Genomic DNA, 21,212 nt, shown 5'->3' on the forward strand with positions numbered 1-21,212 from the left:
CGGATGCTTACTGAACCACTTGAGCCAGCTTGCCCGACGCGTATTGCGCGGCGATCTCGGTCAGCGGCAGCGCCTTGATCTTGCTGGCGTTGCCGGCGGTGCCGAACTCGGTGTAGCGAGCCACACAGATCGCCTTGGCGGCGGCGCGGGCCGGCTTCAGGTATTCGCGCGGATCGAACTTTTCCGGGTTTTCGGCGAAGAAGCGGCGGATCGCGCCGGTCATGGCCAGACGGATATCGGTGTCGATATTGATCTTGCGCACGCCGTACTTGATGGCTTCCTGGATTTCCTCGACGGGCACGCCGTAGGTTTCCTTCATGTTGCCGCCGAATTCGCGGATCTCGGCCAGCAGTTCCTGCGGCACGCTGGAGCTGCCATGCATCACCAGGTGGGTGTTCGGCAGGCGGGCGTGGATTTCCTTGATGCGGGAGATCGACAGGATGTCGCCAGTGGGCTTGCGCGTGAACTTGTAGGCGCCGTGGCTGGTGCCGATGGCGATGGCCAGGGCGTCCAGCTGGGTGCGGCGCACGAAGTCGGCGGCTTGTTCCGGGTCGGTCAGCAGCTGGTCCATGGTCAGCTTGCCGTCGGCGCCGTGGCCGTCTTCCTTGTCGCCTTCCATGGTTTCCAGGGAACCCAGGCAGCCCAGTTCGCCTTCGACCGTCACGCCCAGCTTGTGGGCGGTGTCCACGACCTTCTTGGTTACTTCCACGTTGTAGTCGTAGTCGGCGATGGTCTTGCCGTCTTCCTTGAGCGAACCGTCCATCATGACGCTGGAGAAGCCCAGGTCGATGGCGCCTTGGCAGATCTTGGGCGACTGGCCGTGGTCCTGGTGCATGACCACGGGGATGTGCGGATAGGTTTCCACAGCGGCCTGGATCAGGTACTTCAGGAAGCCTTCGCCCGCGTACTTGCGCGCGCCGGCCGAGGCTTGCATGATCACCGGGCTGTCGGTCTCCGCAGCGGCTTCCATGATGGCCTGGACCTGTTCCAGGTTGTTGACGTTGAAAGCGGGAATGCCGTAACCGTGCTCGGCGGCGTGGTCGAGCAACTGGCGCATGGAGACTAGGGCCATGAGTGGTCCTCCTAAGTACTGTCTATTGAAAGATGGTTGAAGCCTTGCTGAATGGCGTGATTTTACGGGGGATTCGACGAAAGGTCTTGCAACCGCCCGTATCCGGTCCATTCAGATGAGCACGAAAGGCTCAGGCCGGCCTGCAACTCCCCCGAAGGACCGAGGGCGCGGCGGAGCCGCCAGGGCTCCGCGGCGAGGCGCTGGCCTATTTCAAGGCCGCCCGGCGTGGGGGACGTCCACCCGCGTCATCAGGATCCGGCCTTCGTGCCTGGCGCGCCGGTTGGCTTCGATGAAATCGGGCGCGGCGGCCATGAACAGGGTCCGGCCGTCCGCTCCGCCCAGGGCGGCGGCGAAAATGCCGAATTCTCCGGTGTCGATCTGCTCCAGGATCTTGCCGCCGCGCGCCACCCGCACGATGCGCTTGCCGATGGCGTCGGCCACCCACAAGGCCCCTTCCGCGTCCAGCGCGCCGCCGTCGGGCCCGATGGCGGAAGCGGCGATCAGCACGCCCAGGTCGCCGCTGGCCGGCAAGGGGCCGAAATCGGCCCAGTCGCGACGCGGACCCAGGCCGCCGTCGGCCAGGATGTCGAACTCGGAAATGCGGTTGCCGAAGGTTTCGTTGACGATCATGGTCTTGCCGTCGGGCGTGATGAACGAGCCGTTGGGAAAGCACAGGCCATCGGCCACCTTCCGCACGGAACCGTCGGGATCGACGCGCACGATGCCGGTATTGCGGACCGGTTCGCCGGCCATCAGGTCAAAGCCGAAATTGCCCACATAGGCCCTGCCCTGCGCGTCCACGACCATGTCGTTGACCGGCCCGCCCGTCAGCGCCGACAGGTCGGCGTGCACGGCCAGCGTGCCGTCGGCCTCGCGGCGCAGAAGCTTGCGGTCCTTCATGGACGCGATCAGCAGGCGGCCGTCCGGCAGCCAGCCCAACCCGGACGGCTGTTGCGGCACCTTGCAGATCTGCTCGACCTTGCCGTCCAGGTCCACGGCGATGACCTGCTCGGTGTAGAAGTCCGACGCCCACAAGCGGTGCTCGTGCCAGCGCAGCCCCTCCAGGTAGGTATATCCGGACGTCAGCACGGAAAGTTCGCGTTTCGGCATTGCCTGGTCTCCTCTTGCGGCCCCGCGCAGGGGCCTGTTGTTCGCGTCGCCCGGCTGCGCTCTCGCGGGCGCCGGGGCTGGACCATTCTGGCACGGTGGCGGGCAATAGTGCAGCGGTGCCAAATTGATACAACTTCGGTATCGCCCGCCTTGCGCCGCCGACCCAAGAAAACCGCCTCATCCGTCCCCGATCTGACAACTGCGCGTCAGGTGCGCGGCGTTAAGATCGCGCCCCAAGGGTAAACCCGAGCCTCGCGGCCAGCCCTGGCATTCCGTCTCCGGATCCTCTTGCCCGCCTCCATGCCGGCGCGCCCGCCTTCCCGGGCCAGGCAAACGATCGCCGTTTTCCGTTTTGATCATGAACACTAAGAAGCTGACGCGTTATATCGGCATCGCCATGGTGCTGGGCATCGTGGTGGGCTATTTCTGCCACAGGTACGCGCAGAGCGAGAAGGAGGCGGTGCAGATCGCCTCGTACTTCAGTCTCATCACCGACATCTTCCTGCGCATGATCAAGATGATCATCGCGCCGCTGGTCTTCGCCACCCTGGTGACCGGCCTGGCCAGCATGAGCGACGCCAGCGCCGTGGGCCGCATCGGCATGCGCGCCATGGTCTGGTTCATCGCCGCCTCGGCGCTGTCGCTGCTGCTGGGCCTGGCGCTGGTCAACATCTTCCAGCCCGGCGCGCACATGAACCTGGCGCTGCCGGACGCGGGCCTGACTTCGGGGCTGAAGACCGGCGATTTCACGCTCAAGGCCTTCATCACGCACGTGTTCCCGCGCAGCATCGCCGAAGCCATGGCCAACAACGAGATCCTGCAGATCCTGGTGTTCTCGCTGTTCTTCGGCGCCGCCCTGTCCTTCATCCGCGGCAAGGGCCACAACACCATCTACAACCTGATCGACGAGCTGGCCAAGATCATGTTCCGGGTGACGGACTACGTGATGCGCTTCGCGCCCATCGGCGTGTTCGCCGCCATGGCCGCCGCCATCACCACCGAGGGCCTGGGCGTGCTGGTCAGCTACGGCAAGCTGATAGGCGAGTTCTACCTGGGACTGGCGCTGCTGTGGGCCATCCTGTTCGGCGTGGGCTACCTGTTCCTGGGCAAGTCCACCTTCCGCCTGGGCGGCCTGATCAAGGAACCCACGCTGCTGGCCTTCTCCACGGCCAGCAGCGAATCGGCCTATCCCAAGACCATCGAAGCGCTGACCCGCTTTGGCGTACCCAAGCGCATCTCGGGCTTCGTCCTGCCGCTGGGCTACTCCTTCAACCTGGACGGCTCGATGATGTACCAGTCGTTCGCGGTGCTGTTCATCGCCCAGGCCTACAACATCCAGATGAGCTTTACGCAGCAGCTGACCCTGCTGCTGGTGCTGATGGTGACCAGCAAAGGCATGGCCGGCGTGGCGCGCGCCTCGCTCGTGGTGGTCGCGGCGACGCTGCCGATGTTCCATCTGCCCGAAGCCGGCCTGCTGCTGATCATGGGCATCGACCAGTTCTTCGACATGGGCCGCACGGCCACCAACGTGGTCGGCAACAGCCTGGCCACCGCCGTCATTTCCAAGCTGGAAGGCAATCGCGAGGACGCGGCTGAAAGCCAGCCCGCCGTTGCGGATGAAGCCCGCCCGGACCAGGCCGCGAGCCAGAACGCCTGAAGCGACAGGCATTGAAAAACGGGCCGCATGGCCCGTTTTTTTTATGGCTTGCGCCAGCTTGACCGGCGCCATGGCCGGGAGCAACATAGAAACCCTTCGCTCCCGATCCCGGCGCGGCGCGCATGGGCGCCACGCTCAGTTCTCATGCCATGAAACGCTTAAGCCTGCGCTGCGCCCTGGCGGCTGCCGCCCTGATGTCCGCCACACCCGCTACATACGCCTGGACCCGCATTTCCTGCGAGTTAGGCGGTACCGTGGCCAACCTGCCGGTTCTGATGCGCCAGTTCCGCACCGATGGCACGGAACTGACGCAGCTGACGTTCAGGCTGAAGGTCAGGAACGCGGACATACCCGAAGGCGCCCGCGCCGATACCGACTGCACCGAATTCGTCGGCCGCGAGATCGACGTGGTGCTTGAGAACATCGCCGCCGACACCGTGCGCAAGGGCAAGTCCCTGAAAATGCTCTACCGCTACGACGATTCGCTGGGGCAAAGCCAGGCGACCAAGTTCGAACTGGAACGCCAGCAACGCCCCTAGGGCCTGTACCCCTTTAGTCGTTGACCGAGCATGAGACGGGCGCGCCGTCCTCGAATTCCACGTCGTAGGTATGCACCGGGTCCCAGGGCAGCGTGAACCACAGCTCGTAGCCGTCGCCGTCTTCGTCGAACAGCCACAGCGCGCGCAGCACGGCGTGTTGGGCCATGGCTTCGGCGGTTTCTTCCTGGGGCAGCTGGTTGTCGTCCAGGCCGAGCTTCTTGTAGTGCTCGTAGGAATAGTTTTCCAGCAGCAACTCGGCTGCGGCCAGGATCTGGTCGTCGAGGTCGTCAATGATGGCCTTGACCACCTTGGACGCGCTGCTGTCGGGCTCTTCGCCGTCAGTCTGGACCATCACGTGGATGGGCGGACGGCCCTTGCCGGCGGCGACGTTCTCCGCGGCCCACAGATCGGGCTCCTCGGGATCCTGGGTGAAATTGAATCGTGCCATCGCGAACTCCGGAAAAAGGGCCAGCGCGCCGCGGAAATCGCGGCCGCGCCTTTCTTGCCATTTAACCAGATGCGCGGCCTCCCGGCTGCGCCTGCCGGCGATGTTTTTGCGACAGACAGCCCCTGCGTCCGCGGATATCAGACGCGCTCCAGCGGCAGATGCGGCAAGTCCGGCAGCGCCACGCGGATCGGATCGCCCGCGCTTACCGCCCCGCCTTCGATCACGATCCCCATGATGCCGGCGCGGCGCATCAGGCTGCCGTCCGGATGGCGGCCCAGCACGGCGGCGGTCAGGCCCTGCTGGTAGTTGTCGAGTTGCGAGCAGGGATTGCGCAGGCCGGTGATCTCGACCACCGCGTCCGCGCCGATATGCAGGCGCGCCCCGCGCGGCAGGCCCAGCAGATCGATGCCGCGGGTGGTGATGTTCTCGCCCATGGTGCCTTCGGCCACGTTGAAGCCGGCCAATTGCAGCTCATCGTGCAACTCGCCGTGGATCAGGTGGACCTGCCGCAGATTGGGCTGGGTGGGGTCTGCCTTGACGCGCGAGCGGTGCTTGACCGTCACCCCCAGGTGGGCGTCCCCTTCCACCCCCAGCCCCCGCAACAGCATGATCGCCGGCACGACGTGCTTGCTGAACCCGTGCGCGGGGCTGCAGGCCACGGCTGTCACGATGGGATGCATCATGTCTCTCCAGGAATGGGTTCAGGCGGTCAGGGCCTGCGCCTCGGACGCGCGCTGCGCGCTCGCGCGCGCCGGCGGATAGTGCGCCGAGAATACCAGCCGGCCTGCCGACCAGGTATGGCTGATCAGCGGTTGCGCGCCCACTTGCGCCACCGCCACCAGGTCCGCGCGCTGGCCGGGCGCGATGCGCCCGCGGTCGGACAGGCCGCAAGCCTGCGCCGGGTTCAGCGTGACCAGCCCAATCGCCTGCGGCAAGGTCAGGTCGGTTTGCGCGGCCACCGTGAACGCGGCGGCGATCAGCGCGGACGGCTGGTAGTCCGAGCACAGGCAGCTGGCCACGCCCGCGCGGATGGCGTCGATGGCGCGCATCGAGCCGCTCTGGCTCTGGCCGCGCAGCACATTGGGCGCGCCCAGGATAGTGGGCAGGCCGCAGGACACCGCGGCGCGCGCGGTATCCAGGGTGATCGGAAACTCGCTCATGGCCACGCCCAGGTTGCGCATGGTGGCGATACGCTGGATCGAATCGTCGTCATGGCTGGCGGTGGGGATGCCCAGTCCTTGCGCATGCGACAGCAGCGCCTCCACCCGCGTCACCGCCCCGTCCTTGGCGCGCGTCTTGGCCTGCGCGGCTTCTTCGGCCTGTTCGCGGCTCATGGCGTGGTTGCCCATCATGTACTGCAGATAGGACTCCAGCGTCTTGAACTGCCCCTGGCCGGGCGAATGGTCCATGACCGACAGCAGATCCACCGCGCCCTCGTCCATCAGCGCGCGCAACACCTCCACCGAGGTGGCGTCGGTGACTTCATAGCGGCAATGGACGCGGTTGTCGACCAGGCTGTGCTGGCGGAAGGCGCGCACGGTGCGCACCACTTCCGCCGCGGTCTGGTTGTTGCGCACGCCCCATTCGCTGTTGGCGAAGGACAGCGCGTGATACGGCGTGGTGATGCCAGCCGCGGCATTGCGGCGGTCGACCTGGGCCACCGCGAAGTCCAGCGGAAACAGCACCCGTGAACGCGGCTCGGCTTCCTTTTCGATGGCATCGCAATGCAGGTCGATCAGCCCTGGAAGCAAGGTCTGGCCGCAGAGATCGATCTCGCGGTCCGCGCGCGCGCCGGCAGGTTCGATGGCGACGATGCGACCATCGTCGATCAGCACGGCGCTGTCTTCCAGGACGCGGTCCTGCAGCACCACGCGGGCATGGGTGAGATAGGTGCTTTGCATCATTGCTCCAGGTCGGCCAGGGCGGGTTGGGCGGGACGCAAGGCCAGCGTCTGCGTGGCGACGGCGTCGCGCACTTCGGCGTCGTGGAAGATCCCCAGCAGGCAACGGCCCTCGGCCATGGCCTCGCGGATCAGCGCGATCACGACTTGGCGGTTGTCGGCGTCCAGCGACGCGGTAGGCTCGTCCAGCAACAGGATGGGATGGCGGGCGATGAAACCGCGCGCAATGTTCACGCGCTGCTGCTCGCCGCCCGAAAAGGTGGCGGGCGCCAGCCCCCACAGGCGCGGCGGCACGTTCAGGCGCTGCAGCAGGGTCGCGGCGCGGGAGCGGGCCTCGTCGGCATCCACCCCCGCCGCACGCAGCGGCTCGGCCACCACGTCCAGCGCCGACACGCGCGGAATCACGCGCAGGAACTGGCTGACGTAGCCGATGACCTCGCGGCGCAGGGCCAGGATGCGCTGCTCGGGCGCGCCGGCCAGCTCCACCCATGCATCGTTCCAGCGCACCCGGATGCTGCCCTCGGTGGCCAGATAGTTGCCATAGAGGCAGCGCAGCAAGGTGCTCTTGCCGGTGCCGGACGGCCCCGCCAGCACCAGGCAATCGCCAGCAGCCGCGTCGAAGTCGACCGACTCCAGCACGGGCAGGCGCATGCCGCCCTGGTTATGCAGGGTGAACATCTTTCCGAGGCCCCGCACCTCGATCATGGGAGTCTTTTCAGGCATGGTCAGCTCTGCAAAATGGAAGACACCAGCAACTGGGTGTAGGGATGCTGCGGGTCGTCGAGGATCTGGTCGGTCAGGCCGCTTTCGACCACCTCGCCACCGCGCATGACCAGGGTCCGGTGCGCCAGCAGGCGCGCCACGGCCAGGTCATGGGTCACGACGATGGCGGCCAGGCCCAGGTCGGCCACCAACTGGCGCAACAGGTCCAGCAGGCGCGCCTGCACCGACACGTCGAGCGAGGCGGTGGGCTCGTCCATGAACACCAGGCGGGGATGGGTAACCAGGTTGCGGGCGATCTGCAGGCGCTGCTGCATGCCGCCCGAGAACGAGGTGGGCCTGTCGTCCAGCCGGCCCGCGTCGATCTCCATCTTCTGCAGCCAGTTGCCCGCGGCCTGGCGCAGATCGCCATAGTGGCGATCGCCCACGGCCATCAGCCGCTCCGCGATATTGGCGCCGGCGCTGACCTGCATGCGCAGACCGTCCCTGGCGTTCTGCCGCACGAAGCCCCAATCGGTGCGCGACAGCAGGCGCAGGCGCGCGCCCGGCAACGCGGCCAGGTCGGTAAAACCCTGATCACGGGTGTCGTACCAGACACTGCCCGCATCCGGCCGGGTCTGGTACGACACGGCCGACAGCAGCGTGCTCTTGCCCGAGCCGGACTCGCCGACCACGCACAGTACTTCGCCGGGATACAGATCGAAGTTGACGTTGCGGCAGCCGTGCACGCCGTCCCAGGTGCGCGTCATGTTGCGCACCGAAAGCAAAGGTTGGGCGTTCATGCCGCAGCCTCCTGGTTGGATTGTTGCGCGCCCTGCCGCGCCTGGCGGTCGTTGCAGTACTCGGTGTCGGAGCAGACGAAGCGGCGCGTGCCGGCGTCGTCCAGGATGATTTCGTCCAGATAGCTCTCGCGCGATCCGCACAGGTCGCAGCATTCGCTCCAGGTCTCCACGCGGAACGGATGGTCCTCGAAATCCAGGCTTTTCACCGAGGTATAGGGCGGAACCGCGTAGACCCGCTTTTCGCGGCCCGCGCCGAACAGCATCAGCGCCGGGCTGCCGTCCAGCTTGGGGTTGTCGAACTTGGGGATGGGCGAAGGCCGCATCATGTAGCGGCCGTTCACGATGACCGGATAGTCGTAGGTGGTGGCGATGTGGCCATGCTGGGCGATGTCTTCGTACAGCTTGACGTGCATGCCGCCGTATTCCGCCAGCGCGTGCATGGTGCGAGTCTCGGTTTCGCTGGGTTCCAGCCAGCGCAGCGGCTCGGGAATGGGCACCTGGAACACCATGATCTGCCCTTCCGCCAGCGGCGTCTCGGGGATGCGGTGGCGGGTCTGGACGATGGTGGCGGCGGGCGTGGACTCCGTCGTCGCCACGCCGGTGACGCGGCCGAAGAAGCGGCGGATGTTGATGGCGTTGGTGGTGTCGTCCGAGCCCTGGTCGATCACCTTGAGCACGTCGTGGGCGCCGATGATGGACGCCGTGACCTGGATGCCGCCGGTGCCCCAACCATAGGGCAGCGGCATTTCGCGGCTGCCGAAGGGCACCTGGTAGCCGGGGATGGCGACGGCCTTGAGCAAGGCGCGCCGCAGCATGCGCTTGGTGGATTCGTCCAGGTAGGCGAAGTTGTAGTGGTCGTCGCGTTCGACCGTTGCGTGTTGCGTAGTCATGGGGAAACCGCCTCGTCCATCAGATCGGTGCGCGCGGCCTCGGGCGCGGCGCGTTCGGCGCGCATGCGCCGCAACAGTTCCAGATTGGCCTGGAAGTCCACGTAGTGCGGCAGCTTCAAGTGCTGCACGAAACCGGAGGCTTCGACGTTGTCGCTGTGGTAGAGCACGAATTCGTGGTCGTTCGCCGGGGAATCGGCGCGCTCGCCCAGGTCGCGCGCCTTGAGCGCGCGGTCCACCAGCGCCATCGACATAACCTTGCGTTCGCCGTAGCCGAAGGTCAGCCCGTAGCCCCGGGTGAACTTCGGGCCTTCCTCGGCGCTGCCGGCGAACTGGCTCACCATCTGGCATTCGGTGATCTCGATCTCGCCCACGGTGACGGCGAATCCCAGTTCCTCGATATGCATTTCCACCTCCAGCGCGCCGTAGCGGATCTCGGCGGCGAAGGGGTGGGTGTTGCCGTAGCCGCGCTGGGTCGAATAGCCCATGGACAGCAGAAAGCCTTCATCGGCGCGCGCCAGGTTCTGCAGGCGGGCCGCGCGCGAGGCCGGAAAATCCAGCGGCTGGCGGGTCAGGTCGAAGGGTTCGGGATCGCCTTCCGGCACCGGTTCCGCGTCGATCAGGTCGTCGTGCGCCAACAGGTCGGTAACGCGCGGCATGGCGCTGTCCAGTGCCTCGCCGCCCGGCGGTAAGGCGTCGGCCTCGCGCTGCGCTTCGAGCGAGAAGTCCAGCAGGCGCTGGGTGTAGTCGTAGGTCGGCCCCAGGATCTGGCCGCCCGGCACATCCTTGAAGGTGGACGAGATGCGGCGCTGCAGGCGCATGCGGCCGGTGTCGATGGGCTGGGTGTAGCCGAAGCGCGACAAGGTGGTGCGATAGGCGCGCAGCAGGAACACGGCCTCGATCACGTCGCCCGCGGCCTGCTTGATGGCCAGCGCCGCCAACTGCGGATCGTAGAGCGAGCCCTCCGCCATGACCCGCGACACCGCCAGCGGCATCTGCTCGCGGATCTGCTCCAGGCTCAGTTCGGGCACTTCGCGGTCGCCGCGCCGGTAATCGTCCAGCATGCGGTAGGAATTGAGGATGGCGCGTTCGCCCCCTTTTACGGCTACGTACATGTCAGTTCTCCTTGCGCGTGCTGCGCGGCAGCGCGCAAATCCGCCGTTGCTGCGTCAGGAACACGTCGACGCCCAGCGGAAAGCGTTGATGATTGATGCGCCATTCGCGCCAGAAACCTTCGGGCAGCCCGGCCACGTTCAGGATTTGCTGGCTCTGAATGCCTGGCCCGCTGAGGATGGCGGGCTCTCCTTCCGACAAAGACTCGACCTCGATCAGCAAGGTGGTGGACAGATCGGGATAGGCCGGGTCGCCCTGGTGGCAGGACGACAGCGCCGGCGCCTTGCCGCCGGCGGGCACCGCGGCAAAGCGCGCCAGCGACGCCGAAGGCACGATGGGGCAACCGCAATGAAAACGCAGGAAGGCAATTGCATCCGCGCTGACGCTCTCCGGCAGCCACAGCGGCGTATCTACGTCCACCAGCGTCAGCAGCATCGCCGTCATGGCCGGCGACAGGCCGGCGGGCACGCCGGTTTCGGCCAGGATCTGGTTGATGCGTCCGGGATGAGCCAGCGCGTCGAGCGCCGCGCGGAACGTGGCCTGCGCGTCGCCGACCGGGTCCGCGAACCCCGGGAGCAGCGCCCGGCCCGAGGCCGCGGCGGCTTGTATCTGTTGTTGCATGTCAGTCCTCGCCTCGCACCATCGTGAAGAATTCCACCTTGGTCTGCGCCGCCACGCGGGCCTGGCGCTCGATCCGTTCCGCATGCAGGCGGGCCAGCGGCTGAATCAGCTGGGCCTGCACCGTGTCATGCCATTCCGGCAGTTGCAGCAATGCGTCGGCCACGGCGGCCTGTTCGGCATGGCGCTGCGAGCGGCCTTGCACATACGCCACGCCGACCACGCCCTCGTCCATCGTCACCGCGCAACGTGTCACGCTCATTTCGCCCAGGTTGAAGCGGGCGCCGGTGCCGCCGCTGCGGGCGCGCACCATGGCCATGCCGGTCTGCGCCGGACGCAGCGTCCGGTGTTCCGGCTTGCCGGTCAACGCGCAAAAGGCGCCATCCAACGCGGCCGGGTCGGCCAGCGCCAGCACGCGCATCCAGGCGGCGCGTTGCGCGCCTGCCGCATCCTGCCCTGTCTTGGGGTGATCCATTTTTTCCTCTAAACGTCTAGACGACTGGATGGAGTATGATCGCTTCGAAAACGAAGTTCAACAGCCTGGCGTGAATTTTTGATGACAGTTGCAGCCTGCCCGCAGCGCCTTTGCGGCGGCCGCCTCATGGTGCACAATCACTGCCATTCTTCATGAAGCTGATGTGACAGCACGAGCACACCCTATGGTCGAAAGAGGTTCCGGCATCGCCGTCTGGCGGCAAATCGGCGAAGCGCTTGCGGACGATATCCGCAACAAGCTCTATGCGGCAGGCGAACAGCTGCCGTCCGAGCCCGAGCTGGCCGCCAAGTTTTCCGTCAACCGCCACACCATCCGCCGCGCGATGGGCGAACTGGAACAAGGCGGCCTGGTCCGCATCGAGCAGGGCCGCGGCACCTTCGTCCAGGAACACGCGATCGACTACGCCATCGGCAAGCGCACGCGTTTTTCCGAGAACCTGCGCAGCCAGGGCATGCTGGGCCACCAGGAAGTCCTGGGCAGCCAGAGCCTGCGCGCGGGCGATATCGCCAAGCACCTTGGCCTGACCCGTACCGCGCCGCTGTTGCGCGTGCAGATCGTGGGCAAGGCCGAAAACCGCCCCATCAGCGTGTCGGAGCACTTCTTCGACGAAAAGCGTTTCCCTGATTTCGCGGAACGCCTGGCTTCCCTGCGCTCGATCTCCAAGGTCTACACCCACTACGGCATCGGCGACTACACGCGCAAGTGGTCGCGCATCACCGCCGCGCTGCCCACGCCCGAGATCGCCCGCCTGCTAGGCCAGCCCAAGACCCGCCCCATTCTTCAAGTAGAAGCCCTGAACGTGGACCAGCAAGGCGCGCCGCTGCAATACAGCGTCGCCCGCTTCGTCGGCGACATGGTGCAACTGATGGTGACGGACGACACCTGACATACAGGCGCCGCCTGCGCGCGCAGGCGGCGCGGAGCACTCATCCATACGGCTTAACTCATCTAGACATCTGGTTGTAATGCAATCCCGCTAACGTCACGCCATGAACACACACACGCACGCCCCCTCGCCCCTGGCCGGTGTCACAGGCCAACGCATCCTGACGCCGCGCGGCGTCGAGCAGGCCAGCCTGCGCTTCCATGGCGGACTGATCGAAGGCGCCGCCGCCGTGGCGCCGCGGGGCGCGCCCTGGTTCGACGCAGGCAATCTGCTGGTGCTGCCCGGCATCGTGGACCTGCACGGCGACGCCTTCGAACGCGCCGTCATGCCGCGGCCCAGCGTGACGTTTCCCTATGACAGCGCCTTGTTCGACGTGGACCGCCAACTTCTGGCCAACGGCATCACCACCGAGTTCCACGGCGTCACGCTGTCTTGGGAAGGCGGATTGCGCGGCGAGGCCTACGCCGAACGCATGTTCGAGGCGCTGGAAGGAATGCGCCACATCATGGGCGCGCGGCACTATGTGCACCTGCGCTTCGAAACCCATCACGTGGGCGGCCTGGAGACGGCCCAGCAATGGATACGCGACGGCCGCGTGCGCTTCCTGGCGCTGAACGACCACCTGCCCAGCATGGCGCGCCGCCTGGGCGACGAGCGCAAGCTGATGCAGTACGCCAACCGCGCCGAATGCGATCTCGATGTCTTCCAGGACCGTATCCGCGCCGCCATGTCGGCGGCCGATTCGGTGGCCGACGCCATGCGCGAACTGACCGCCTGCGCCCGGGATTCCGGCTTGAAGGTGGCGTCGCACGACGATCCCGATGCCGCCACGCGCCGCTACTACCACCAGCTGGGTTGCGGCGTGGCGGAGTTTCCGCTGACCCGCGAAGCTGCCGGCGTGGCCCGCGACCTGGGCGATTCCGTGGTCTTCGGCGCGCCCAACGTCGTGCGCGGCGGCAGCCACACCGGCGCGCCCAGCGCCACTGACATGATCCGCGCCGGCCTCTGCGACATCCTGACGTCCGACTATTACTACCCTGCCCCGCTGGCCGCCGTGATGAAGCTGGCCAACGACGGCGTGTTGCCGCTGGCGCAGGCCTGGGACCTGGTGTCCTTGAATCCGGCACGCGCCGCCGGCCTGAAGGACCGCGGCGCCCTGGCGCCCGGACTGATCGCCGATGCCATCGTGGTGGACGATCAGGTGCCGGGCCTGCCCCGCGTCTGCGCCGCGATCGTGGGCGGCGAACTGCGCTACGCCACGCGCGCATTCGGCGACGGCCACGGCCAGCGCATGGCGGCCTGACCATGCCGCTCGCCCATCGCTACGCTCTCTACCTGGCGCCCACCGGCCCCTGGCGCGAACACGGCAGCCGCTGGCTGGGCCGTTGCGCCGACACCGGCGAGGCGCTGCCGCCGCTACCGGGGCAGGACGCGGACTCGCACGCCTGGACCGCAGCGCCGCGCCACTACGGCTTGCACGCCACGCTGAAGCCACCCTTCCGCCTGAACCCCGGCGTCAGTCCGCAGCAGCTCGACGCGGCCGCGCGCCAGTTGGCCGGCAACGGCAGCCCGTTCTCGCTGAAACTGGAATGCGAGCCGCTGCGCGGCTTCCTGGCCTGGCGCATCGCCTCGTCCGACACGCAAGGCCGGACGCGGATCCAGGCGTTGGCCGAGGCCGCAGTGCGCGACCTGGACCCTTTGCGCGCGCCGCCCACGGCCGAGGAAACCGCCCGCCGCCAGCCGCAATCGCTGACTCCGGAGCAGCAATCCATGCTGGCGCGCTGGGGCTATCCCTATGTATTCGACACCTACGTTTTCCACATCACCCTGACCGGCAAGCTGGAAGGCAAGGCGCTGGCCCAGGCGCAAGCCGGCATCGCCGCATTCGCCGCCCCCTTGCGCGGGCAGGCCATGGCCGTGCCCGGCGTCAGCGTCTATGTGCAGCCAACGCCTGGCGCGGACTTCGTCGCGGCGCGGCACTACGGCTTTGACGGCTCCAGCACCGACGCGGCGGGCGCCGGCTATCTGCAAGGGCCGGCAGCGGCATGACGCCCTCCGTTCCCGCCGACGGCGCCCGGCTGATCTACCTGATGGGCGCGTCGGGCAGCGGCAAGGACACCTTGCTGCGCCTGCTGCGCGCGGAGTTACGCGGCGACGAGCCCGTGCTGGTCGCCCATCGCTACATCACCCGCGACAGCGGCGATACCGAAGACGCGCTGCGCCTGACCGAAGACGAGTTCGGACGCCGCGCCGCGCTGGGCTGCTTCGCATTGCGTTGGGCCAGCCATGGCTTGCAGTACGGGATCGGTATCGAGATAGACGCCTGGCTGTCCTGCGGCGCCGCGGTCATCATCAACGGCTCGCGCGCCCACCTGGAACAAGCGCACTCGCGCTACCCGGCCTTGACGGCGGTGGAAGTCACGGTCGACCCCGGCCAGCTCGCGCGCCGCCTGGCGGGACGCGGCCGCGAAAGCGCGGAACAGATCGCCCAGCGCCTGGCGCGCGCCACACAGCCTTTCCCCGTGCCTCTGCAGTGCCAACTGCTGCGTGTCAGCAACGACGCGGCGCCAGAGACGGCCGCCGCCACGCTGCTGGACATCGCGCGCGGAAAACTTGCGGCGTAAGGGCGCGGTTCAGCGCCGCCCGCCCGCGCCCTGAGCCCAGGGCGCCGCGGCATCGCCGCACAGATCCAGCAGAATGTCCGAGAACCGCTCCTCGGCCGCAAGCGGCTGTTCGCGCTTGCGGCGGATCAGGTTGATCGGCGGCAACTCCCAGCCGAAGTCCCAGGGCACCATGCCCAGCTTGCCGCGTTGGCAGAGTTCGCGCGCGATGTCTTCCGGCACCACCGAGATAAACGCCTCGTTCATGGTCAGCATGCCTTCGATCACGTCGGTGGAGTACGCCTCCAGCACCGGCGACGGCGGCAGCAACTCGGCGCGGATGAAGTGCTCCACGATCAGTTGCCGCGTCGGCGTATTGGCGGCCGGCAGCACCCAGTCCATCGCCGCCAGCGCGGCCCAATCCGGTTCGCGCCGCGCCAGCCGCTGCGCGAGCCGGCCGTGCGCGATCAGGCGCGGCCGCTGGCGGTACAGCACGCGATGGATCAAGTCGTCCGGCGCCACGGTCGAGGTGGCGCGGCTGATGATGCAATCCAGTTCATGCCGCCGCAGCATCGGCACCAGATGGTCGGTGGTGGCGCGGTGCAGGCTGAGCGTGACGCCGTGGCGCTGGTGCAGGCGGCTGATCGCCGCAGTGAGCAAGGCGCTGGACACGTAGGGCACCACGCCCACCTGCAGATGCGCGGAACGGCCGGCGTGCAAGGCCTCGACCTCGCGCGCCCACAGGTCCAGGTCGCTGAGCATGTGCCGCGCGCGCACCAGGGCCAGGTTGCCCAGCGGCGTGGCCTGCAGGCCGCGCCCGGTGCGCGTGAAAAGCGGCGCACCGAAGATGTCCTCGATCTCCGTGAGCGCCTTGGTGACGGCGGGCTGGCTGATGCCCGCCGCGGCCGCCACGCGCGTGAGCGAGCCGTGCCTGGCGATCTCGATCAGCAACGTCAGGTGGCGATGCTTGAGACGGTTGGCGAGACGGGCGGCATCCCAGGTCACGATCTTTCCTATAACCAATTGGTTATTCAATTATGCCAACAAAGACAAAACCAGTTATTTCATGTCCCTATACTGCAAACATTCCCCTGCTGGCCGGACCGGTCCCATGAGCGCATCCTTCACCACCCGCCCCGAAATACGCGGCACCTTCGGCGTGGTCTCTTCCACCCACTGGCTGGCCTCCCAGGTGGCGATGGGCGTGCTGGAACGCGGCGGCAATGCCTATGACGCGGCGGTCGCCGGCGGCTTCACGCTGCAGATCGTGGAGCCGCACCTGAACGGGCCTGGCGGCGAGGTGCCCATCCTGTTCTGGAGCGAACGGGAACAGCGCATGCGCGCGCTGTGCGGCCAGGGCCCCGCGCCCGCGCTCGCCACGCCTGCCTATTTCCGCGGCCTGGGCGTGGACCTCGTGCCCGGCATCGGCCTCTTGCCCGCCACCGTGCCCGGCGCCTTCGGGGCCTGGCTGACCTTGCTGCGCGATTACGGCACTTGGGAACTGGCCGACGTGCTGCGCCCGGCCATCGACTACGCACGCAACGGCTTTCCCCTGGTGCCGCGCATTTCGCAGGCCATCCTGGCAGTGCAGGCGCTGTTCCGCGACGAATGGACCAGTTCGCGCGAGGTCTGGCTGCCCGATGGCCGCGTGCCCGCGCCCGACGCGCTGTTCCGTACGTCCGCCATCGCCGCCACCTACACCCGCATCCTGGACCAGGCGCACGCTGGCAGCAGCGACCGGCGCGGGCGCATCGACGCGGCGCTGGAGGCCTGGTACCGCGGCTTCGTGGCCGATGCCATCGACGACTATTACACCCATGCCGCAGTGCGCGACACCACCGGCCAGCGCAATCGTGGCCTGCTGCGCAAGTCCGACCTGGCCGATTGGCGCGCCACCTACGACGAACCTCTCACCGTCCAGTACGGCCGCTACACCGTGGCCAAGTGCGGGGTCTGGTCGCAAGGCCCGGTCCACCTGCAGCAGTTGGCAATGCTGCGGCACCTGGGCCTGGACGGACTGGAGCCGACCTCGCCGCAATTCGTGCACTACGTGGCCGAGGCGGCCAAGCTGGCCTTCGCCGACCGCACCGCCTGGTACGGCGACCCCGACTTCGCGCAGGTGCCTTTGGACACCCTGCTCAGCGATGACTACGCCCGCGCGCGCGCGGCCGGCATCGGCGCCCGCGCTTCATCCGAGTTCCAGCCCGGCAGCCCGGGCGGATTGGCGCCGCGCCTGCCCGACCTGGACGCCGCGGTGCGCACCTTGGCCGCGTCCGACACGCGCTTCGGCGTGGGCGAACCGACCTTCGCGGCGCTGCCGCCGGTAGCCGAATGGGCCGCGCGCGAGATCTTCGTGGGCGACACCTGCCAGATCGACGTCATCGACCGCGACGGCAATATGGTGGCCGCCACACCGTCAGGCGGCTGGCTGTCGTCCAGCCCCGTGGTGCCCGGCCTGGGCTTCCCGCTGACCACCCGCCTGCAAATGACCTGGCTCGACGATGGCGTGCCGGGTCAGTTGCAGCCGGGCAAGCGCCCTTGCACCACCTTGTCGCCCGGCCTGGCCCTGCGCGACGGCCAGCCCTACATGGCTTTCGGCACGCCGGGCGGCGATCAGCAGGACCAATGGACGGTGGCGTTCTTCCTGCGCCATGTCATGGGCATGAATCTGCAGGAGGCAATCGAAGCGCCCTCCTGGCACGTCGATCATTTTCCGGGCTCGTTCTGGCCTCGCAGCCTGACCTTGAACCGGCTGACCGTGGAATCGCGCATGCCGGCCGCCACGCTGGAGGCGTTACGCGCGGCGGGCCACGAGGTCAAGGTAGGGCCGGACTGGTCGGAAGGCCGCATCAGCGCCTGCACCCGCGAACCTGCCGCCGGCGGCGGCCTGCTGCTGCGCGCCGGCGCCAACCCGCGCGGCATGCAGGGCTATGCCGCTGGCCGCTGAACCTGTTTCATCCAACCGGCAGACAGACCGGACACTACGCAAAGGGGTAAACACCATGACACTGCAATTCAAACGACTGCTGCGCGCCTGCGCGCTGGGCCTGGCGCTGGCCGCACCGGCGCTCACCCATGCCGCCTGGCCCGAAAAGCCCATCACCCTGATCGTGCCCTGGGCCGCGGGCGGTTCCACCGACATCCTGGCGCGCGTGCTGTCCGAAGGCCTGACCCAGTCGCTGGGCCAACCCGTCATCGTGGAAAACCGCTCGGGCGCGTCCGGCAACATCGGCACCACCTTCGTGGCCCGCGCCAAGCCCGACGGCTACACCTTGCTGGTGGGCTCGATGAGCACCCACACGATGAACCAGGCGCTCTACTCCAGCATGCCGTTCGACGGCGTGAAGGACTTCACGCCCATCGCCGAACTCGCGCTGGTCACCAACACCCTGGTGGTGAACCCGTCGGTGCCCGCGTCCAACGTCAAGGAATTCATCGCCTACCTGAAGGCCAATCCCGGCACCGTGGCCTACGCGTCCGCCGGCCAGGGTTCCACCAACCATCTGAGCGCCGCGCTGTTCGAGAAGGCCGCCGGCGTGAAGATGATGCACATCCCCTATCGCGGCGGCGCGCCCGCGGTCCTGGACACCGTGGCCGGCCGCACCCAGGTGCTGTTCAGCGCCGGCACGCAGACCCTGCCGCACGTGCAGAACGACAAGCTGAAGCTCCTGGCCGTCACCGAGGAAGCGCGTTCGCCCCTGCTGCCCAAAGTACCCACGGTGGCCGAGACCCTGCCGGGCTATGAACTGTCGGTCTGGTACGGCGCCTTCGGCCCGGCAGGCATGCCGCCCGAGCTGACCGCGCGCCTGAACCGCGAGATCAACCTGATCCTCAAGCGGCCCGAAGTCATCAAGAAAATGGGCGACATGGGCGTGCTGCTGACCGAGACCACGCCGGAACAGTTCGGCCAGATCCTGGCGCGCGACGCGGACAAGTACGGCAAGCTGATCAAAGAACTGGGAATCACCGCCGAATGACCGTCAGCATCCATCTCGCCCCGCCGGCCCAGGCCGGCGTGGCCGCCATCGCCCAGGCCTACGCCGCCGCCGATCCGGCCGCGGCCTTCCGCGCCATCGATGCCCATGCGCACGCCGCGCTGGCTCACACGCTGTGCACGGTCAACCGCTATGACGCGCAGGCCATGCGGGTGGTGCGGCTGTACAGTTCCAACCCCGAGGCCTATCCGCCCGGCGGCAGCAAGGACAAGAGCGGCACCGCCTGGGGCCGCCACGTCCTGCTGGAGCAGAAGTTGTTCGTGGGCGAAGGCGAGGAAGCGATCCGCGAGTTCTTCAATGACCACGACGCGATCCAGCGCCTGGGCCTGCGCTCCGTCATCAACGTGCCGGTGGTGTATGGCGAAGTCTGCCTGGGCACCGTCAACTTCCTGATGCCGCGCGCGGCGGTTTCGGACGCCGACGTGCAGGCTGCGCAGTTGGCGGGCCTGCTGGCCCTGCCGGCATTCCAGGCGCTGCGCCCGCAGGCCTGAAGCAGCGGGGCCCGCCTGGGCCCCGCGCCCTCAGATCAGCGCGCGACGGATACGCGCCGAGGCCATGTCGATCACGACCACGAAGGCCACGATGATGATCATCACCGCGCAGGTTTCGGCGTAGCGGAAACTGCGGATGATCTCCCACAATACGGTGCCGATGCCGCCCGCGCCCACGATGCCGACCACCGAGGCCGAGCGCACGTTGGATTCGAAGCGGTACAGCGAATACGAGATCCACAGCGGCAGCACCTGCGGGATCACGCCGTAGACGATTTCCTCCAGCGCATTCGCGCCAGTGGCGCGCACGCCCTCCACTGGCCGCGGATCGATCGCCTCGACCGCTTCCGAGAACAGCTTGGCCAGCACGCCGGTGGTATGCACCCACAGCGCCAGCACCCCGGCGAACGGGCCCAGGCCCACCGCCACGATGAACAGCATCGCGAACACCATTTCATTGATGGCGCGGCAGGCGTCCATCAGGCGCCGCATCGGCTGGTACACCCAGGCCGGCACGATGTTCGACGAGCACAGCAGCCCCAGCGGCACGGCCACCACGATGGCCAGGAAAGTGCCCCAAACCGCGATCTGTACCGTGACGATCATCTCGTCCAGGTACATGCGCCAGTCGCGAAAATTCGGCGGAAAGAAGTCAGCCGCGAACTCGGCCATGTTGCCCGAATCGCGCAGCAGGTCGAGGGGCCGCATGTCCGCGCCCTTCCACGACATGACCAGCAGCGCCAGCACGACGCCCCATACGAGCAGGACTGGCAGCGACGATCGCGGCGCGGCGGAAAGGCGAGAGGTCTGCATGGCTACGTTCATAAGAAAAGGCGATCCGCGTGATGGTTTTTTTGGTTGCGGGCCAGCCGGCGCGCCCCGCAGCGCGCCGGCTGGCCGGTAAGAGACTTATTGCTTGGCGGCGGGCTGGCCCAGGCTGGCCAGCTTGCTGTCCAGCTCGGCCAGCTGCTTCTGTTTTTCGGCCTGGCCCAGCGTGGCGTCGGCTTCGACCTTGGCCTTCTCGCGCGCCAGTTCGATCTGGCGGATCGGCACCAATTGCTGGTTGTCGGAGGGGCGGAAGCCCTGGTAGGTCAGCGCCTTCAGGTTGGCCAGTTCGCGCTCGGCGTCCTTGCCCTTGCCGTAGTTGACGAAGAAGTCGCGGATGCGGGCCTTCAGGTCGGCCGGCAGGTCGCTGCGCATGACCAGCGGATCCGCCGGGATCAGAGGCGACTTCCACAGCACGCGCACGCTGTCGTTGGCGTCCTTGCCCGTGTTCAGGCGATAACGCTCCAGCGCCTCGGTGTTGTTGACGGCCACGTCCACCTGCTTGTTGATGACCGACAGCAGATTGGTTTCGTGGTTGCTGGCGCGCACCGTCTTGAAGAAGGTCTTGGGCTCGATCTTGTTGGCGGCCCACAGGTAATAGCCCGGCACGGCCGTGCCCGAGGTCGAGTTGGGATCGCCCGCGCCGTAGCTCAGCGTGCCGCCGCGCTTGAGCACGTCGTCCAGCGTCTTCAGGTTGCTGTCCTTGTTGACGATCAGCAGCGACCAGTAGCCGGGATTGCCGTCCTTGTCGATGACGGAGGCGAACACTTCGCCCTTGGCGCGGTCCACCGCTTCGATCGCGGACTTGTTGCCGAACCAGCCCATCTGCACCTTGTTGAAGCGCATGCCTTCGATGATGCCGGCGTAGTCGGACGCGAAGAAGGGCTTGACCGGCACGCCGATGGCGCGGCTCAGGTCGTCGATGACCGGCTGCCAGACCGACTTCAGGTTGGTGGAAGATTCCGTCGAGATGATGCCGAAGTTCAGGGTCTTGGCGTCTTCGGCGTGGACCTGGGTGGACAGGGCCGCGGCGGCGATCAGGGTGACAAAGGTTCTGCGTAGCATGGAAGGCT

General features: G+C 67.3%; 23 protein-coding genes. 9 read left to right on the forward strand and 14 right to left on the reverse strand.

Annotated features, from left to right (window positions below; translation table 11 throughout):
- Nucleotides 1-7: 7 nt before the first annotated feature.
- Together fba and IPU70_RS05145 are read right to left on the reverse strand one after the other, a co-directional pair.
- Nucleotides 8-1,072 (reverse strand): class II fructose-bisphosphate aldolase, encoded by a 1,065-nt coding sequence (fba, locus tag IPU70_RS05140; RefSeq protein ID WP_013395676.1) that lies wholly within the window; start codon nt 1,070-1,072, stop codon nt 8-10.
- A 210-nt stretch (nt 1,073-1,282) separates the two neighbouring features.
- Nucleotides 1,283-2,182, reverse strand: a complete 900-nt coding sequence (locus tag IPU70_RS05145; RefSeq protein WP_207465507.1) for an SMP-30/gluconolactonase/LRE family protein — start codon at nt 2,180-2,182, stop codon at nt 1,283-1,285.
- A 358-nt stretch (nt 2,183-2,540) separates the two neighbouring features.
- On the opposite strand from IPU70_RS05145, the gene IPU70_RS05150 reads away from it, so the two are divergent.
- The gene (locus tag IPU70_RS05150; RefSeq protein ID WP_207465508.1) at nt 2,541-3,839 is read left to right on the forward strand and encodes a dicarboxylate/amino acid:cation symporter; all 1,299 of its coding nucleotides are present in this window, start codon (nt 2,541-2,543) and stop codon (nt 3,837-3,839) included.
- Between the two features lie 149 nt (nt 3,840-3,988).
- Nucleotides 3,989-4,378: a hypothetical protein gene (locus tag IPU70_RS05155; RefSeq protein ID WP_242702329.1), complete on the forward strand. Its 390-nt coding sequence runs from the start codon at nt 3,989-3,991 to the stop codon at nt 4,376-4,378.
- A gap of 13 nt (nt 4,379-4,391) precedes the next feature.
- On the opposite strand, the gene IPU70_RS05160 is transcribed toward IPU70_RS05155, so the two are convergent.
- From IPU70_RS05160 to phnG, 9 genes are all read right to left on the reverse strand, one after another.
- Nucleotides 4,392-4,826, reverse strand: coding sequence for a hypothetical protein (locus tag IPU70_RS05160; protein ID WP_013395680.1), 435 nt, complete (start codon nt 4,824-4,826; stop codon nt 4,392-4,394).
- A gap of 137 nt (nt 4,827-4,963) precedes the next feature.
- Nucleotides 4,964-5,506: an MOSC domain-containing protein gene (locus tag IPU70_RS05165; protein ID WP_207465986.1), complete on the reverse strand. Its 543-nt coding sequence runs from the start codon at nt 5,504-5,506 to the stop codon at nt 4,964-4,966.
- 21 nt (nt 5,507-5,527) lie between these two features.
- Complete coding sequence (locus IPU70_RS05170; protein ID WP_207465988.1) at nt 5,528-6,727, reverse strand: alpha-D-ribose 1-methylphosphonate 5-triphosphate diphosphatase; 1,200 nt, start codon at nt 6,725-6,727, stop codon at nt 5,528-5,530.
- Complete coding sequence (gene phnL, locus IPU70_RS05175) at nt 6,727-7,449, reverse strand: phosphonate C-P lyase system protein PhnL (protein ID WP_207465510.1); 723 nt, start codon at nt 7,447-7,449, stop codon at nt 6,727-6,729. Before phnL ends, IPU70_RS05170 begins: the two co-directional genes overlap by 1 nt.
- A gap of 2 nt (nt 7,450-7,451) precedes the next feature.
- Entirely contained in the window at nt 7,452-8,228 is a 777-nt protein-coding gene (gene phnK, locus IPU70_RS05180; protein ID WP_013395684.1) for a phosphonate C-P lyase system protein PhnK, read from the reverse strand.
- Nucleotides 8,225-9,118, reverse strand: coding sequence for an alpha-D-ribose 1-methylphosphonate 5-phosphate C-P-lyase PhnJ (locus tag IPU70_RS05185; protein WP_207465511.1), 894 nt, complete (start codon nt 9,116-9,118; stop codon nt 8,225-8,227). The genes phnK and IPU70_RS05185 overlap by 4 nt, the downstream gene beginning before the upstream one ends.
- Nucleotides 9,115-10,230 carry a carbon-phosphorus lyase complex subunit PhnI gene (locus tag IPU70_RS05190; RefSeq protein WP_207465512.1) on the reverse strand — a complete coding sequence of 372 codons (1,116 nt, stop codon included), beginning with the start codon at nt 10,228-10,230 and terminating at the stop codon, nt 9,115-9,117. Before IPU70_RS05190 ends, IPU70_RS05185 begins: the two co-directional genes overlap by 4 nt.
- A gap of 1 nt (nt 10,231) precedes the next feature.
- Nucleotides 10,232-10,849: a phosphonate C-P lyase system protein PhnH gene (phnH, locus tag IPU70_RS05195; protein WP_207465513.1), complete on the reverse strand. Its 618-nt coding sequence runs from the start codon at nt 10,847-10,849 to the stop codon at nt 10,232-10,234.
- A 1-nt stretch (nt 10,850) separates the two neighbouring features.
- Complete coding sequence (gene phnG, locus IPU70_RS05200) at nt 10,851-11,321, reverse strand: phosphonate C-P lyase system protein PhnG (RefSeq protein WP_207465514.1); 471 nt, start codon at nt 11,319-11,321, stop codon at nt 10,851-10,853.
- 184 nt (nt 11,322-11,505) lie between these two features.
- Here phnG and phnF point away from each other — a divergent pair, with 184 nt between their 5' ends.
- The 4 genes from phnF (at nt 11,506) to phnN (ending at nt 14,852) form a co-directional block, all read left to right on the forward strand.
- Entirely contained in the window at nt 11,506-12,228 is a 723-nt protein-coding gene (phnF, locus tag IPU70_RS05205; RefSeq protein WP_013395689.1) for a phosphonate metabolism transcriptional regulator PhnF, read from the forward strand.
- Between the two features lie 103 nt (nt 12,229-12,331).
- Entirely contained in the window at nt 12,332-13,531 is a 1,200-nt protein-coding gene (locus IPU70_RS05210; RefSeq protein ID WP_207465516.1) for an alpha-D-ribose 1-methylphosphonate 5-triphosphate diphosphatase, read from the forward strand.
- A 2-nt stretch (nt 13,532-13,533) separates the two neighbouring features.
- The gene (locus IPU70_RS05215) at nt 13,534-14,277 is read left to right on the forward strand and encodes a DUF1045 domain-containing protein (protein ID WP_207465517.1); all 744 of its coding nucleotides are present in this window, start codon (nt 13,534-13,536) and stop codon (nt 14,275-14,277) included.
- Nucleotides 14,274-14,852, forward strand: coding sequence for a phosphonate metabolism protein/1,5-bisphosphokinase (PRPP-forming) PhnN (gene phnN / locus IPU70_RS05220; protein WP_013395692.1), 579 nt, complete (start codon nt 14,274-14,276; stop codon nt 14,850-14,852). The genes IPU70_RS05215 and phnN overlap by 4 nt, the downstream gene beginning before the upstream one ends.
- 9 nt (nt 14,853-14,861) lie before the next feature.
- Here phnN and IPU70_RS05225 read toward each other — a convergent pair whose 3' ends face one another.
- Entirely contained in the window at nt 14,862-15,833 is a 972-nt protein-coding gene (locus IPU70_RS05225) for a LysR substrate-binding domain-containing protein (RefSeq protein ID WP_207465519.1), read from the reverse strand.
- Nucleotides 15,834-15,939: 106 nt separating this feature from the next.
- Here IPU70_RS05225 and IPU70_RS05230 point away from each other — a divergent pair, with 106 nt between their 5' ends.
- The 3 genes from IPU70_RS05230 to IPU70_RS05240 are packed head-to-tail and all read left to right on the forward strand — an operon-like array spanning nt 15,940 to nt 19,314.
- The gene (locus IPU70_RS05230; RefSeq protein ID WP_207465521.1) at nt 15,940-17,775 is read left to right on the forward strand and encodes a gamma-glutamyltransferase family protein; all 1,836 of its coding nucleotides are present in this window, start codon (nt 15,940-15,942) and stop codon (nt 17,773-17,775) included.
- Between the two features lie 55 nt (nt 17,776-17,830).
- Nucleotides 17,831-18,805 carry a tripartite tricarboxylate transporter substrate binding protein gene (locus tag IPU70_RS05235; protein ID WP_207465522.1) on the forward strand — a complete coding sequence of 325 codons (975 nt, stop codon included), beginning with the start codon at nt 17,831-17,833 and terminating at the stop codon, nt 18,803-18,805.
- On the forward strand, nt 18,802-19,314 hold the full coding sequence (locus IPU70_RS05240; protein ID WP_207465524.1) for a GAF domain-containing protein: 513 nt from the start codon (nt 18,802-18,804) through the stop codon (nt 19,312-19,314). Before IPU70_RS05235 ends, IPU70_RS05240 begins: the two co-directional genes overlap by 4 nt.
- A gap of 30 nt (nt 19,315-19,344) precedes the next feature.
- Here the strand turns inward: IPU70_RS05240 and phnE are convergent, their stop codons facing one another.
- Together phnE and phnD are read right to left on the reverse strand one after the other, a co-directional pair.
- Nucleotides 19,345-20,139 carry a phosphonate ABC transporter, permease protein PhnE gene (gene phnE / locus IPU70_RS05245; RefSeq protein ID WP_013395697.1) on the reverse strand — a complete coding sequence of 265 codons (795 nt, stop codon included), beginning with the start codon at nt 20,137-20,139 and terminating at the stop codon, nt 19,345-19,347.
- 84 nt (nt 20,140-20,223) lie between these two features.
- Nucleotides 20,224-21,204, reverse strand: a complete 981-nt coding sequence (gene phnD, locus IPU70_RS05250) for a phosphonate ABC transporter substrate-binding protein (protein ID WP_013395698.1) — start codon at nt 21,202-21,204, stop codon at nt 20,224-20,226.
- Nucleotides 21,205-21,212 lie beyond the last annotated feature (8 nt).

The sequence above is a fragment of the Achromobacter sp. SD115 genome, assembly GCF_017355315.1.
GTDB lineage: Bacteria > Pseudomonadota > Gammaproteobacteria > Burkholderiales > Burkholderiaceae_B > Achromobacter > Achromobacter xylosoxidans_B.

Coding starts and splice junctions, on each gene's coding strand:
- IPU70_RS05240 (WP_207465524.1), top strand. CDS start 18,802: ATGACCGTCAGCATCCATCTCGCCCCGCCGGCCCAGGCCGGCGTGGCC.
- fba (WP_013395676.1), bottom strand. CDS start 1,072: ATGGCCCTAGTCTCCATGCGCCAGTTGCTCGACCACGCCGCCGAGCAC.
- IPU70_RS05210 (WP_207465516.1), top strand. CDS start 12,332: ATGAACACACACACGCACGCCCCCTCGCCCCTGGCCGGTGTCACAGGC.
- IPU70_RS05235 (WP_207465522.1), top strand. CDS start 17,831: ATGACACTGCAATTCAAACGACTGCTGCGCGCCTGCGCGCTGGGCCTG.
- IPU70_RS05155 (WP_242702329.1), top strand. CDS start 3,989: ATGAAACGCTTAAGCCTGCGCTGCGCCCTGGCGGCTGCCGCCCTGATG.
- phnN (WP_013395692.1), top strand. CDS start 14,274: ATGACGCCCTCCGTTCCCGCCGACGGCGCCCGGCTGATCTACCTGATG.
- phnH (WP_207465513.1), bottom strand. CDS start 10,849: ATGCAACAACAGATACAAGCCGCCGCGGCCTCGGGCCGGGCGCTGCTC.
- IPU70_RS05230 (WP_207465521.1), top strand. CDS start 15,940: ATGAGCGCATCCTTCACCACCCGCCCCGAAATACGCGGCACCTTCGGC.
- phnD (WP_013395698.1), bottom strand. CDS start 21,204: ATGCTACGCAGAACCTTTGTCACCCTGATCGCCGCCGCGGCCCTGTCC.
- IPU70_RS05160 (WP_013395680.1), bottom strand. CDS start 4,826: ATGGCACGATTCAATTTCACCCAGGATCCCGAGGAGCCCGATCTGTGG.
- phnF (WP_013395689.1), top strand. CDS start 11,506: ATGGTCGAAAGAGGTTCCGGCATCGCCGTCTGGCGGCAAATCGGCGAA.
- phnL (WP_207465510.1), bottom strand. CDS start 7,449: ATGCCTGAAAAGACTCCCATGATCGAGGTGCGGGGCCTCGGAAAGATG.
- IPU70_RS05165 (WP_207465986.1), bottom strand. CDS start 5,506: ATGCATCCCATCGTGACAGCCGTGGCCTGCAGCCCCGCGCACGGGTTC.
- IPU70_RS05150 (WP_207465508.1), top strand. CDS start 2,541: ATGAACACTAAGAAGCTGACGCGTTATATCGGCATCGCCATGGTGCTG.
- IPU70_RS05185 (WP_207465511.1), bottom strand. CDS start 9,118: ATGACTACGCAACACGCAACGGTCGAACGCGACGACCACTACAACTTC.
- phnK (WP_013395684.1), bottom strand. CDS start 8,228: ATGAACGCCCAACCTTTGCTTTCGGTGCGCAACATGACGCGCACCTGG.
- IPU70_RS05215 (WP_207465517.1), top strand. CDS start 13,534: ATGCCGCTCGCCCATCGCTACGCTCTCTACCTGGCGCCCACCGGCCCC.
- phnE (WP_013395697.1), bottom strand. CDS start 20,139: ATGAACGTAGCCATGCAGACCTCTCGCCTTTCCGCCGCGCCGCGATCG.
- IPU70_RS05170 (WP_207465988.1), bottom strand. CDS start 6,727: ATGCAAAGCACCTATCTCACCCATGCCCGCGTGGTGCTGCAGGACCGC.
- IPU70_RS05190 (WP_207465512.1), bottom strand. CDS start 10,230: ATGTACGTAGCCGTAAAAGGGGGCGAACGCGCCATCCTCAATTCCTAC.
- phnG (WP_207465514.1), bottom strand. CDS start 11,321: ATGGATCACCCCAAGACAGGGCAGGATGCGGCAGGCGCGCAACGCGCC.
- IPU70_RS05145 (WP_207465507.1), bottom strand. CDS start 2,182: ATGCCGAAACGCGAACTTTCCGTGCTGACGTCCGGATATACCTACCTG.